Origin of the sequence: Amycolatopsis sp. NBC_00348 (assembly GCF_036114655.1) — a bacterium.
Lineage (GTDB): Bacteria > Actinomycetota > Actinomycetes > Mycobacteriales > Pseudonocardiaceae > Amycolatopsis.
On sequence record NZ_CP107994.1, the window covers coordinates 5,809,183 to 5,822,274 of the forward strand.

The 13,092-nt window shown below is 72.6% G+C and carries 12 protein-coding genes; 9 read left to right on the forward strand and 3 right to left on the reverse strand.

Translation table 11 applies throughout. The features are described from left to right. Nucleotide 1: 1 nt before the first annotated feature. From crtI to OHS58_RS24895, 3 genes are read left to right on the forward strand one after another with little or no spacing between them, the layout of a single operon-like run. Nucleotides 2-1,474 (forward strand): phytoene desaturase family protein, encoded by a 1,473-nt coding sequence (gene crtI, locus OHS58_RS24885; RefSeq protein WP_328644181.1) that lies wholly within the window; start codon nt 2-4, stop codon nt 1,472-1,474. After that, on the forward strand, nt 1,471-2,397 hold the full coding sequence (locus OHS58_RS24890) for a phytoene/squalene synthase family protein (protein ID WP_328644182.1): 927 nt from the start codon (nt 1,471-1,473) through the stop codon (nt 2,395-2,397). The genes crtI and OHS58_RS24890 overlap by 4 nt, the downstream gene beginning before the upstream one ends. Then, entirely contained in the window at nt 2,394-3,182 is a 789-nt protein-coding gene (locus tag OHS58_RS24895; RefSeq protein WP_328644183.1) for an LLM class F420-dependent oxidoreductase, read from the forward strand. Before OHS58_RS24890 ends, OHS58_RS24895 begins: the two co-directional genes overlap by 4 nt. A gap of 57 nt (nt 3,183-3,239) precedes the next feature. Here the strand turns inward: OHS58_RS24895 and OHS58_RS24900 are convergent, their stop codons facing one another. Continuing rightward, complete coding sequence (locus OHS58_RS24900; protein WP_328649856.1) at nt 3,240-3,776, reverse strand: CGNR zinc finger domain-containing protein; 537 nt, start codon at nt 3,774-3,776, stop codon at nt 3,240-3,242. 22 nt (nt 3,777-3,798) lie between these two features. Here OHS58_RS24900 and OHS58_RS24905 point away from each other — a divergent pair, with 22 nt between their 5' ends. Then, a complete protein-coding gene (locus OHS58_RS24905; RefSeq protein ID WP_328644184.1) occupies nt 3,799-5,019 on the forward strand; it encodes an MFS transporter in 1,221 nt (406 codons plus the stop codon). Here OHS58_RS24905 and OHS58_RS24910 read toward each other — a convergent pair. Beyond that, nucleotides 4,955-5,323 carry an Rv2175c family DNA-binding protein gene (locus OHS58_RS24910; protein ID WP_247062933.1) on the reverse strand — a complete coding sequence of 123 codons (369 nt, stop codon included), beginning with the start codon at nt 5,321-5,323 and terminating at the stop codon, nt 4,955-4,957. The genes OHS58_RS24905 and OHS58_RS24910 overlap by 65 nt on opposite strands. Nucleotides 5,324-5,426: 103 nt before the next feature. Between OHS58_RS24910 and pknB the strand changes: the two genes are divergently transcribed. The 5 genes from pknB (at nt 5,427) to OHS58_RS24935 (ending at nt 11,554) form a co-directional block, all read left to right on the forward strand. Then, the gene (gene pknB / locus OHS58_RS24915; protein ID WP_328644185.1) at nt 5,427-7,442 is read left to right on the forward strand and encodes a Stk1 family PASTA domain-containing Ser/Thr kinase; all 2,016 of its coding nucleotides are present in this window, start codon (nt 5,427-5,429) and stop codon (nt 7,440-7,442) included. Nucleotides 7,443-7,459: 17 nt separating this feature from the next. After that, nucleotides 7,460-7,648 (forward strand): hypothetical protein, encoded by a 189-nt coding sequence (locus tag OHS58_RS24920; protein ID WP_442875467.1) that lies wholly within the window; start codon nt 7,460-7,462, stop codon nt 7,646-7,648. Nucleotides 7,649-7,703: 55 nt separating this feature from the next. Continuing rightward, the gene (locus tag OHS58_RS24925; protein ID WP_326947421.1) at nt 7,704-9,218 is read left to right on the forward strand and encodes an SPFH domain-containing protein; all 1,515 of its coding nucleotides are present in this window, start codon (nt 7,704-7,706) and stop codon (nt 9,216-9,218) included. 136 nt (nt 9,219-9,354) lie between these two features. Next, nucleotides 9,355-10,056: a hypothetical protein gene (locus OHS58_RS24930; RefSeq protein WP_326947420.1), complete on the forward strand. Its 702-nt coding sequence runs from the start codon at nt 9,355-9,357 to the stop codon at nt 10,054-10,056. 256 nt (nt 10,057-10,312) lie between these two features. Then, nucleotides 10,313-11,554 (forward strand): wax ester/triacylglycerol synthase family O-acyltransferase, encoded by a 1,242-nt coding sequence (locus OHS58_RS24935; protein WP_442875570.1) that lies wholly within the window; start codon nt 10,313-10,315, stop codon nt 11,552-11,554. A 3-nt stretch (nt 11,555-11,557) separates the two neighbouring features. On the opposite strand, the gene OHS58_RS24940 is transcribed toward OHS58_RS24935, so the two are convergent. Beyond that, entirely contained in the window at nt 11,558-12,949 is a 1,392-nt protein-coding gene (locus OHS58_RS24940; protein WP_247062925.1) for a class II 3-deoxy-7-phosphoheptulonate synthase, read from the reverse strand. Nucleotides 12,950-13,092 lie beyond the last annotated feature (143 nt).

Here is a 13,092-nt window from a genome sequence, read left to right on the forward strand (position 1 = left end):
CGTGCGGCGCGTGGAGGGGCCGACCGACCACGTCGTCGTCATCGGCGCCGGGCTGGCCGGCCTGTCGGCGACCCTGCACCTGCTCGGCGCGGACCGCCGGGTGACGCTGCTGGAGCAGGCGGACACGCCGGGCGGGCGCACCGGGCAGCAGCGGTTCGGCGGCAACGCCGTGGACACCGGCGCGAGCGTGCTGACCATGCCCGAGCTGCTGGACGAGGCGTTCGCCGCGGTCGGCGACTCGATGGCCAAGAACCTGCGCCTGACCCGGCTCGACCCGGCGTACCGGGCGCGGTTCGCCGACGGCAGTGCCCTTTCCCTGCACACCGACGGCGACGCGATGGAGGCCGAGATCCGCGCCTTCGCCGGCGCGCGCGAAGCCGCGGGCTACCGGGCGCTGCGGCGCTGGCTGACCGAGCTGTACGCGGTGCAGAAGGACCGCTTCCTCGGCACGAACTTCGACTCGCCGCTCGACCTCGCCCGGCTCGAGCTGGTGAAACTCGCCGCGCTCGGCGGGTTCGGCCGGCTCGGCCCGCGCGTCGCCCGGTACCTGCGCGACGAGCGCGTCCGGCGGCTGTTCTCGTTCCAGGCGCTCTACGCGGGCCTCGACCCGGCCCGCGCGATCGGCGCGTACGGCGTCATCTCGTACATGGACACCGTCGGCGGCGTGTACTACCCCGAAGGCGGGATGGGCGAGATCGGCCGGGCGCTGACCGGCGCGGCGACGCGGGCGGGCGCGGACGTGCGGTTCGGCACCGAAGCGGCGTGGCTCGAGCGCGTCTCGTCCCGGGTGCGCGCGGTCCGCACGCGTTCGGGCGAGCGGATCCCGTGCGACGCCGTCGTCCTCGCCACCGAGCTGAGCACGGCCTACCGGCTCATCGGCGCCCGGCCGAAGCGGCCGGTGCCATTGCGCTACTCGCCGTCCGCCGTCGTCCTGCACGGGCGGACCACGAAGGCGTGGGACCTGGGCCACCACACGATCTACTTCGGCGCCGCCTGGGAACGGACGTTCGCCGAGATCATCCGCGAAGGACGGCTGATGAGCGACCCGTCACTGCTGGTCACGCGCCCGACGGCGACCGACCCGGGCCTCGCCGGGAACGGCGGCGAGATCGTCTCCGTGCTTGCGCCCGCGCCGAACCTGAACCGCGGGCCGATCGACTGGGCGCGCGTCCGCGGGCCGTACCGCGAAGAGCTGCTTCGCACGCTCGAAGCGCGGGGGCTGACCGGGTTCGGCGACGAGTTCACCGTCGACGAGACGCTCACCCCGGCCGACTGGGCGGCCCGCGGGCTCGCCGCCGGGACGCCGTTCTCGCTGGCGCACACGTTCACCCAGACCGGCCCGTTCCGGCCGGCGAACCTGGTGCGCGCGGCGGGCAACGTGGTGCTGGCCGGCTGCGGCACGACGCCGGGCGTCGGCATCCCGCCGGTGCTCATCTCCGGACGGCTCGCGGCGGAACGGATCACCGGGAAGTGAACGAGCTCGACGCCGCCGGCGTCACCGACCCGGCCCTGCGCGCCTCCTACGCCGCGTGCCGCCGGCTCAACGCCCACCACGGCCGCACGTTCTTCCTCGCGACGCGCCTGCTGCCGGCCCGCGCCCGACCCGCCGCGCACGCGCTGTACGGCTTCGCGCGGATGGCCGACGAACTGGTCGACAACCCCGAACCGGGCACGGACCCGGCGGCCGAGCTGGACCGCGTCGCGGCGATGGTCGAGGACGTCTTCGCCGGCGGCACCCCGGACGACCCGGTGCTCGCGGCGCTGTCGGACACGGTGCACTCCTACGGCATCGCCCAGGACCTGTTCGACGCGTTCCTGCGCTCGATGCGGGCGGACCTGAAGCCGGTCGAGTACGCGACGTTCACCGATCTGGGTGCGTACACGTACGGGTCGGCGGCGGTGATCGGGCTGCAGATGCTGCCGGTCTTCGGCACCGTCGGGCCGCTGGCCGACGCCGAGCCGGGGGCGATCGCGCTCGGCGAGGCGTTCCAGCTGACCAACTTCCTGCGCGACGTCGGCGAGGACCTCGACCGCGGCCGGCTGTACCTGCCGCTCGACGAGCTGGCCGCGTTCGGCGTCTCGCGTGAGCTGCTGGAAGCGCGCCGGCCGGACCCGCGGATCCGCGGGGCGATGGCGTACTTCGTGGCCAGGACGCGCGCGGTGTACCGGCGGGCCGAAGCCGGGGTTCCGTTGCTGCGCCCGGAATCCCGGCCGTGCGTGCGGACGGCGCTGACGCTGTACGAGGGCATCCTGGACGAGATCGCCGCACTGGACCACGACGTCCTCACGCGGCGGGCGGTGGTGCCGAAGACGCGCCGGCTGGCGGTCGCGCTGCCCGCGTTCGCCGCGGTCTGGGCGCGCGGGACCCTCGGGGCCGGTCGTAGGCTGCGATCATGACCTCAGCAGCAAAGCGACCGATCCGGATCGGGCTGCAGCTCCAGCCGCAGCACGCCGACTACGACACCATCCGGCGCACCGCGTCCGCCGCCGAAGAGCTCGGCGCCGACATCGTCTTCAACTGGGACCACTTCTACCCCCTCTACGGCGAGCCCGAGGGTCAGCACTTCGAGTGCTGGACCATGCTCGGCGCCTGGGCGGAGTCGACGTCGCGCGTGGAGATCGGCGCGCTCGTGACCTGCAACAGCTACCGCAACCCCGAGCTGCTGGCCGACATGGCCCGCACCGTCGACCACATCTCCGGCGGGCGGCTCATCCTCGGCATCGGCTCCGGCTGGTTCGAGAAGGACTACGACGAGTACGGCTACGAGTTCGGCACCGCCGGCGGCCGCCTCGACAACCTGGCGGAGTCGCTGCCGCGCATCGAGGCCCGCCTCGGCAAGCTGAACCCGGCGCCGACGCGCAAGATCCCGGTGCTCATCGGTGGTGGCGGCGAGAAGAAGACCCTGAAGCTGGTCGCCAAGCACGGCGACATCTGGCACGGCTTCGGCGACCCGGAGGTCGTCGAGCGCAAGGTCAAGATCCTCGACCAGCACTGCGCCGACGTCGGCCGCGACCCGGCCGAGATCGAGCGCTCGTGCGGCGTCCAGGGTGAGCCGGACGAGCTGGGCCCGAAGCTGCTGGGCCTGGGCGTCTCGACGTTCACCGTCGGTGTGGGCGGCCCGGACTACGACCTGGGCCTGCTCAAGTCGTGGATCGCCTGGCGCGACAAGAACAACGGCTGAGTCCTTTTTGGTCCGTGAAGGCCTCCTTACCGGCTCTTATGGCCGGGAAGGAGGCCTTCACGGCTTTCCGGGGTGCCGGCCGGCGCGGTGGGCGGCGACGCGTTCGCGCGTTGCGCAGCGGGGTGAGCAGTAGCGCTTCGGGCTGCCGCCGCCCAGGTGGGCGAACGGTTTGCCGCACGACTGCGACGCGCACAGGCCGCCCGGCGGGCCTTGGCGGTCCGCGAGCAGCGTCGCCAGGCCCAGCGCCGACGACGTCACCAGCCAGCGGTCCCACGGGCCGTCGTCGGCCGCGTCGAGGTGCAGGTGCCAGCCGTAGCCGTCCTCGTGGTCCGTCAGGCGGGGTGGGCCCGCGTAGCGCGCGAAGAGGCGGTTGAGCGCCGAAGCCGCTTCGGTGACGTCGGCCGCTGCGAAGACGTCACGGAGTTCTCGTGCTGCTTCGCGCAGCTTCGCCAGGTCGCTCGGTGAGAGCGTCGTGGCCGGTTCGCCGTGGGCTTGCAGGACGCGCTCGACGTCGGCCGCGCCGGTGTCCGGGGGCAGCAGCACGGCGAGGAGGTCGACGGCGCGCTGGACGGAATCCCGGTGCGGAAAGGCCATGCCCCACTGTAACGTCTCGATCATGTCGAGCCGTTACAGACTCGCCGGGTACCTCACCGGGGCGACGCTCGCCCGGACCGGCGACGAGCTGTCCGGGCCCGCGCTCCTGCTGCTGGGCCTGACCGCCGGTCCGCACGCGGGGGCGGCTTTGCTGGCGGGCCTGACCGCGGCGGCCGCGGCGGGCGGCCCGGTGTTCGGAGCCCTGCTGGACCGCAGCCCGGCACCGGGGCGGCTACTGGCGGTCGCGCTGGCCGGGTACGCGGGCGGGATCGCCTTGGTGACGGCGACGTTCGGGCACCTGCCGCTGTGGTCGGTGGTCGCGCTGGCGGCGCTGACGGGCCTGCTCAACCCAGCCATCGCGGGCGGCTGGACGGCTCAGCTGCCGTCGGTCGTGAGTGGCCAGCCGGCTCGACTGCCGCCGGTCGCGGGACCCGCCCTCACCACCGCCAGCCGCCTCGATGCGTTGACCTTCACCGCCGCGGCCCTCGCCGGACCTGGGCTCGCCGGTCTCCTGGCCACCCTCGCCGGTGCCCCGGTCGCCCTCGCCGTGGCGGTCGGCATGGTCGCCGCCGCGCTCCCCGCCGCCTGGACTCTCCCTCGAAGACCCCGCCCGGCCGCGACCCGGCTCGGGAAACAGCTCGTGGACGGCTTCGGCGTTCTCCTGCGCAACACGCCGCTCCGGCGGGCGACCTCGACGTCCACGCTCTCGTGCGCCGGGGTCGGGATGGTCACCGTCTGTTATCCCCTGCTCGGCGCCGCGCACCTCGGGAGCGCCGCTGACGGCACACTGCTCATGACCGTCCTCGCGGTGGCGTCCCTGCTGGCCAACGCCGTCTTCGCCGGAAAACGGCTCGCACCCGACACGATCGTCTGGGCGAGCACCCTGGTCCTGGCCGCGAGCTGCGTCGTCGCGGCGTCAGCGACCGACGGGAAACTCCTGGTCGCGGCCGCGGCACTGGCCGGATTCGCCGAAGGGCCGCAGCTCACGGCCCTGTTCGCGGTCCGGCACCGGGAGACGCCCGCACGCGTGCGGGCTCAGGTGTTCACGACGGCGGCGAGCGTCAAGATCACCGGTCTGGCCGCCGGGGCGGCACTGGCCGGCCCGCTGGCGACGTGGTCGATCCCGGCGTGCCTGCTCACGGCCGCGGCCGTTCAGCTGGTGGTCGCGCTAAGCCAGGTCAGAAAGCCATCGCCTGGGCGCGCCGCTTCACCTCGGTGCCGTGGCTCGTGCGCAGCGCGTTGACCGGCGTGTTGCCCGGCAGCGACTCGTCGACGGTGAACAGCCAGCGGAGCATCTCGGTGCGGCTGAACCCGGAGTCGTCGAGCACGGTTATCGTGCCGGACAGGCCCTTGACCACGCCGTCCTTGACGAGGAACGCGCTCGGGACGCACAGCTCGCCGCCTCGTTTGAGGGCGATCAGCTCGCCCTCGCGCAGCAGCTGGCGGACCTTGTTGGTCGACGTCCCGAGGGCGGTCGCGACCTCCGGCAGCGGCAGCACCGCGATGTCGGCGGCCAGGACGTCTTCGGCGACAGGAATCCCACTCACAGGTGACACTGTGCCACATTCGCCCCCCTCTCCCGCTAGTGCGCACGGGTGACCCGCGAGGTCTCCTCCACGCGGCGTGCCGGGTTCCGTACGATCCCTACTCGTGACACGCACCCACCCCAGCCTGGTCGGCACGCTGCTCGAGCGGCGCTACCGGGTGGACCGGCTGCTCGCCCACGGCGGGATGTCGTCGGTCTACCAGGGGACGGACACCCGGTTGGACCGCCAGGTCGCGATCAAGATCATGGATCCGCGCTTCGCGGACGACCGGTCGTTCGTGGACCGGTTCGTGCGGGAGGCCCAGTCGGCCGCCCAGCTGCACCACCCGAACGTCGTGGCGGTGCACGACAAGGGCGAGGAGGGCGGCCTCGCCTTCCTGGTCATGGAGCTCGTCGACGGCGGCACCCTGCGGGACCTGCTGGACGAGAAGGGCCCGCTCGACATCGCGCTCGCGCTGAGCGTCGCCGAGCCCGTGCTGTCGGCGCTCGCCGCCGCGCACCGGGCCGGGCTGGTGCACCGCGACGTCAAGCCCGAGAACGTGCTCATCGGCCGGTCCGGGCCGCACACCGGCGGCGTCGTCAAGGTCGCCGACTTCGGTCTCGTGCGGGCCGTGGCCAGCGCCGGGACGACGAGCGCGAGCGTCATCCTCGGCACCGTCGCCTACCTCTCCCCCGAGCAGGTCACCACCGGCGCGGCCAACGCGCGCGGCGACGTCTACTCGGCCGGGATCCTGCTCTACGAAATGCTCACCGGCCGCGCGCCCTACACCGGCGACACCGCGATCTCGGTGGCCTACCGGCACGTCAACGACGACGTCCCGCGGGCGAGCGAGCTGCGCCCGGACCTGCCGGCCGCGCTCGACGACCTGATCACGCGCGCGACCCGGCGCGACCCCGAGCTGCGGCCCGCCGACGCCGGGGAGTTCCTCACCGAGCTGACCGCGGTGCGCGCGCAGCTGGGCCTGCTGCCGGTCACCGTGCCGGTCCCGGTGTCCCACGGCCAGGGCGACGTCGCCGACACCGAGCGCACGCTGCCGCGGATCCCGCAGGTGCAGCCCGACACCGGGAAGACCATGCCGGTGCACCGCCCGAACGCGACGCGGGCGCTCAGCCACCCCGGCCACCCGGGCACCCCGCCGCCGGGGATCCCCGCGGCCGGGAACGTCCCGCCGCGCCCGCCCCGCCGACGGGCCGAGCCGGAACCCGAGAAGCCGGCGGACAACCGCAAGCGGATCGCGCTGATCGCCGGGGTGGTGCTGCTGTTCGGCGGGCTGATCACGGCGTTCATCTTCATGCTGACCGACACCGGCGGCGACAAGACGTCGACGGTGCCGAAGCTCGTCGGGCTGAACCAGGCGGCGGCGGGTGACGCCCTGCGCTCGGCGAAGCTGACGCCGCAGTTCAGCCAGGAGTTCGACAACACGGTGCCGTCGAACACCGTGCTGCGCAACGAACCCCCCGAGGGCACCACGCTGACGCCGAACTCGACGGTGTCGGTCGTGCTGTCCAAGGGCCGCCCGGCCGTGCCGGACATCCGCCCGGGCACCGCGTTGCCCGACGCCGAGCAGGCGATCAAGACGGCGCAGCTGACCCCGGTCCGCGGCACTGACGACTTCGACGCCGACGTCCCGCAGGGCGCGGTGATCCGCACCGAACCCGGCGCCGGCAGCCAGCTGAACATCAACGGCCAGGTCACGATCATCGTGTCCAAGGGCCCGATCCCGCTGCCGCCGGTCCCGGACGTCACCGGGAAGAGCAAGGACGAGGCGTTCCAGCTCCTGCAGCAGGCCGGGTTCGAGCCGTTCCAGGCGGGCGAGGAGTTCAACCAGAACGTCCCGGGCGGCGCCGTCACCCGGACCGACCCGGGGGCCAACTCGCAGGCGACGGCGAAGCGGATCGGCGTGTTCCTCAACAACGCCGTGCAGGTGCCGGACGTCCGGTTCCGCTCGTTCGACGACGCCCAGAAGCTCCTCGAGCAGGCCGGGCTGCAGGCCGACCGCGACGGCGGCCGCGGGCGCGGCGGGGGCGGCGGGTTCGACTTCGTCTTCCAGCAGGACCCGCAGCCGGGCACGTTCGTGCAAAAGGGCTCCAAGGTCAAGCTGAAGGGCTTCGGTGGATGATCGGCAGCCGCGGGCGCGTGACCGGCACGATCGGCCCCGGCCTCATCGGTGAGGTGCTGCTGAGCGTCCGGGGCGGCACCGAGGCCTTCTACGCCTACCCGATCGACCCCGAAGCGACCTTCGCCTCGGGCACGCAGGTGCTCGTCGTGGACTTCGAACCTCCCCGCACGGTTTATGTCGAACGGTGGCAACCACTGAGCCGTTAGCGGCGTCGAAGGGCTACCAACAACAGAAGACTGAACTGAGGGGTGTGGGAGGCCAATGAGCATCCTGCTGATCGTCGGCATCGCCGTCGTGGCCGTGATCGTGATCTTCGGACTGCTGCGGGTCCTGTACAAGGTCGCGGAGCCGAACGAAGCGCTGATCGTGTCCGGCTGGGGGATCCGGGTCGAACGCAGCGAGACCGCGGACAGCCTGGGCTTCAAGATCATCACCGGCCGCGGCGTGAACGTCATCCCCGGGTTCCAGACCGCCCGGCGGCTGTCACTGGACACCCGGGGCGTCAACCTGCAGGTTTCCTGCGTGACCCGGCAGGGGCTGCCGGTCACCGTGCGCGCCGTGGTGATCTACAAGGTCGGCGACGACTTCTCGTCGATCGCCAACGCCGCCCGCCGGTTCCTGGACCAGCAGAAGGGCATGAACGACACGATCCACGAGCTCTTCTCCGGGCACCTGCGCTCCATCGTGGGCGGGCTGACCATCGAGGAGATGATCCACAACCGGGACGCGCTCACCGGTGAGGTGCGCCAGTCCTCGGCCACCGAGATGATCAAGCTCGGCCTGATCGTGGACTCCTTGCAGATCCAGGAGATCGACGACGAATCGGGCTACATCCTCAACCTCGGCAAGCCGCACGCCGCCGCGATCGCCGCGTCGGCCCGGATCGCCGAGGCGCAGCGCGACCAGGAAGCCGCCCAGGTCGAGCAGGAGTCGGCGGCGAAGAAGGCGGCCGCCGTCCGCGCGAGCCAGATCCAGCAGGCCGGTTACCAGGCCGAAGTCGACCAGGCGCGGGCGAAGATGTCCCAGTCCGGCCCGCTGGCCGAGGCGACCGCGCGCCAGGAGGTCGTCGTCCAGGAGACGCGGGCGGCCGAACTGGAGGCGGCGCTGGCCGAGCAGCGGCTGCAGTCGCAGGTCCGCAAGCCGGCCGATGCGAAGGCGTACGACACGCGCACGGCGGCCGACGCGGCCCGTGACGCTTCGATCGCCAAGGCCCAGGCCGAGGCGAAGGAGACCGAGCTGCGGGCGGCGGCGGACGCGACCCGCGTCAAGACCGCGGCCGAAGCCGAGGCGCAGGCGACGAAGGCCCGTGCGGAAGCGGCGGCCGGGGCGACCCGGGCGACCGGTGAAGCGGAGGCGGCCGCGGCGAAGGCACGCGGTCTCGCCGACGCGGAAGCCGCGAAGGCGAAGGGTCTCGCCGAAGCCGAGTCGGCCCGGGCGAAGGGTCTCGCCGAGGCGGACGCCATCAAGGCGCGCGCCGCGGCGCTGGCGGAGAACCAGGAAGCCGTCGTCGCGCAGCAGCTGGCCGAGCGCTGGCCGGAGATCGTCGAGGCGGGCGCGAGCGCGTTCGGCAACATCGACCACATGGTCGTGCTCAACGGCGCCGACGGCATGTCCGACATGTTCGCCAAGGCGCTGTCGCTCGGCGGGACCGGTCTCGGCCTGGCCCGGCAGCTGATGGAGTCGATGGGCAAGCCGGCGGACAAGGAGCTCGACGAGAGCGCCGGCAAGAACGGCGAGCTCAAGCTGAGCGACCGGGACCTCAAGCTGAGCGACTGATCGCGCACGCTGCGTACGGCCCTTGTGTCCCGGATCACGGGAGACGAGGGCCGTACGCCCGTTCGGGGGCGGAAATTCCCGGGACGTTGCCTTACCGTGGGCGCATGGTGCCGGACAGCACGTCGCGGGCCGCCCGATGAACTTCTTCACCGGCGGTCCCCGCGAACGTCCCCTGTTCCCCGTTCCGGAGCAGGAGCTGTACGCCTTCAACGGCAGGCACTGGACCGATCCCCCACGCGAGCACATCGTCCCGGCCGTGCTGCCGTGGGCGCAGGCGCTGGGCCGGTCCGAGCGCACGATCGTCGCGCTGCGGGCCGTCGAGGTGTGGCCGGAGGCGGTCACCCTGCGGGTCACGGTGTACTCGCGCGACAGCCTGGTCGACGACCCCGCGGAAGGCCTGATCGACCACCGGCGGGTCCCCGACTACAACGGCCTGCTCATCGGCGTGCTCTACGCCGACGGGAGCCGGGCCAGCTCGGAGACCATTTCGGTGCCCTCGGCGAGCGAGCCGGACGGGCCGGTGCTGCGGGCGCAGGCGGTCGGCGGGACGCGGTTCGCCGTCGAGCACGAGGTGTTCCTGTGGCCGCTGCCGTCGGCGGGGCCGCTCAAACTGGTCGTCCAGTGGCGCGGCCGGGGCATCGAAGAGTCCCGGACGACGCTCGACGGCGGCGCGATCCGCGCCGCGGCGAAGGACGCCGCGGAGATCTGGCCCGGGCTCGGCAAGCGCCACGCCGGTGCGTTGCCGGTGCGCCGCGTCGGCAAGCAGGTGGCGTTGACCCCCGACTGGGGGACCGCCACGGCCCGGGCGGACACGCCCGAAACCCCGCCCGGCGAATAAAAACCGGTTGATCTGTGACCCCGGGCACCGCTGCCCGGGGTATCTCGAATGGCTGAATGGGGTGGTTAGTTAGCGTCGACGAAACACTTCGACCACCCGCGCGTCACGTCGGGCTGGTGCAGTGGCTTTCTCCTCCCCTCGTCGCACGTGGCCGTGCAGACCCGCGAACGCCTGATGGGAAAGGTCGCTTATGGCAGGCTCGCCGCTCAGCGCACTCGACGTCGCTTTCCTTTGCCTGGAAAGCGAAAAGTCCCCGATGCACATGGGCGCGGTGATCACGTTCACCGCGCGACGGCCGGTGGATCCACCGGCGTTGACCGCGATCCTCGCCGAACGCGCCGCCCGGCTCCCGAAGCTGCGTCAGCGGGCGCGCTCGGAGCTGTTCCCGCCCGGCGCCGCCCGCTGGACCGAAGACGCGGATTTTGTTGCCGCGGACCACATCCACCACGTCGAGCTCAGCTCGCTCTACGACCCGGACCCGCTGACGGCCTACGCGTCGCGGTGGATCGCCGAGCCGCTCGACACCGGCCGTCCGCTGTGGGACCTCACCCTGGTCACCGGCCTGCCCGGCGGGCAGTTCGCGTTGCTGATGAAGCTGCACCACGCGCTCACCGACGGTGCCGGGGCGTACGCGGTCGCGGCCGGGCTGCTCGACGGCGTCAAGCTGCCTGCCGCGCCGGCCCGCCGGATCCCGGCCCAGCGGTCCACTTTGGACACGGTGAAGGGCGCGCTCGGCACGGTCTGGGACCAGGCCAACGAAGCCGCCGGCATCGCCTCGTCGGTGGTGCGGGCCACCCGCCCGACGCTGTCCCCGGTGTCGGCGCCGGCCTCGGCCGAACGCCGGCTGGGGTTCGTGCGGCTGCCGCTCGCGGAGCTGCGCCGGGTGCGCCGGGCCCACGGCGGCACGACCAACGACGTCGTGCTGGCGGTGCTGTCCGGCGCGCTGCGCGAGTGGCTGGTGAACCGCGGCCACCGCGCCGACGGCCGCACGCTGCGCGCGCTGATCCCGGTGAGCGTCCGCGGCCGCTCGGGTGACCAGCTCGGCGGCAACAAGCTGTCCGGCTACCTGTGCGACCTGCCGGTCGGCGAGGACGACCCGGTCGAGCGCCTGCGCGTCGTCCGCCGCGCGATGAACCGCAACAAGGCGGCGGGCCCGAGCCGCGGCGCGGGAGCGTTGCCGCTGCTGGCCGACCGCGTCCCGGCCCTGCTGCACCGGCTGGGCACGCGCACCGCGGGCCAGGCCGCACCGCTGCTGTTCGACCTGGTGATCACCACGGTCCCGCTCCCCCCGGCCCGCCTCTCGATCGACGGCGCACCGCTGGCGGAGGTCTACCCGTTCGTCCCGCTGGCCCCCCGCCACGCGGTCGGCATCGCGGTGGCCACCTACCGCGACTCGGTCCACATCGGACTCCAGGTCAACGGCGAAGCGGTGCCGGACATCGGCTCGCTGCGGGACGCGGTCCTGAAGTCCGCGTCCCGCTTGCTCGACGCCTCCTGAGCCTCAGCCGCGGAGCATCTCCGCGACCAGGAACGCCAGTTCCAGGGACTGCTGCGTGTTCAGGCGCGGGTCGCACGCCGTCTCGTAGCGGCCCGAGAGGTCGATGTCCGAGATCTCCTGGGCGCCGCCCAGGCACTCGGTGACGTCCTCGCCGGTCAGCTCGACGTGGATGCCGCCCGGGTAGGTGCCGAGCTCGTTGTGGACCTCGAAGAAGCCCTGGACCTCGTCGACGATCCGGTCGAAGTGGCGCGTCTTGTACCCGGTGGACGACTCGTGCGTGTTGCCGTGCATCGGGTCGCACTGCCAGATGACCTTGTGCCCGGACGCCTCGACCTTCTCGACGATGCCCGGCAGCACGTCGCGGACCTTGCCGTTGCCCATCCGCGCGATCAGCGTCAGCCGGCCCGCCTCGACACGCGGGTCGAGCCGCTCGACGTACTCCACGGCCTGCTCCGGCGTGGTCGTCGGGCCGATCTTCAACCCGATCGGGTTGGCCAGCAGCTCGGCGAACGCGATGTGCGCGCCGTCCAGCTGGCGGGTCCGCTCGCCGATCCAGAGGAAGTGCGACGACAGGTTGTACAGCTTCGGGTTCGACGCGTCGGCGTTGTCGAGCCGCAGCATCGAGCGCTCGTAGTCGAGCAGCAGGGCCTCGTGGCTGGCGAAGATCTCGGTCGACTGCAGCGACGTGTCGGTGACGCCGCAGGCCGACATGAACCGCAGGCCGCGGTCGATCTCGTTGGCCAGCGCCTCGAAGCGCTGCGCCGCCGGCGACGCCGACACGAAGTCCTTGTTCCAGTCGTGCACCTGGTGCAGGTCGGCCATGCCGGCGCCGGTGAGGGCGCGGACCAGGTTCATCGCCGCGCCCGCGTTCGCGTAGGCGCGGATCATCCGGCCGGGGTCGGGCACACGCAGCTCGGGCTTGGCGACCAGCGAGTTGATGATGTCGCCGCGGTACACCGGCAGGCCCAGCGCGTCCGTCGCGGCCGAGCGCGGCTTCGCGTACTGGCCGGCGATGCGGCCGACCTTGACCACCGGCAGGCTCGCGCCGTAGGTCAGCACGACCGCCATCTGCAGCAGGGTGCGCAGGTTGGCCCGGATGTGCGGCTCGGTGTTCGACTCGAACGTCTCCGCGCAGTCGCCGCCCTGGAGCAGGAACGCTTCACCGCGGGCGACCATCGCCAGCCGGCTCTTCAGCCGGTCGATCTCGGCCGGGACGGTGATCGGCGGCACGCTCTCCAGCACCCCGCGCACCCGGTTGGTGAGTTCCGGATCGGGCCACTCCGGCTGCTGGGCCGCGGGCCGGGCCAGGGCCGCGTCGAGGCGGGCCCGCAGCTCGGGCGGAAGCGGCGGCAGTTCGGGCAGTGTGTCGACGGGGACGTCCACAGTCCAGTTCACCCCTCCAGGATAAGGTTCGCGCTGTGCTTCGTTCCGCCAGGTGGGCCACCGAGCTCCTCGCTCCCTGGGTCTGGGTGCTCGCGTTGCCCCTCGCGCTCGCCTGGGACGCGACCGGCCACCGGTGGCTCTCCGCACTGAGCTGG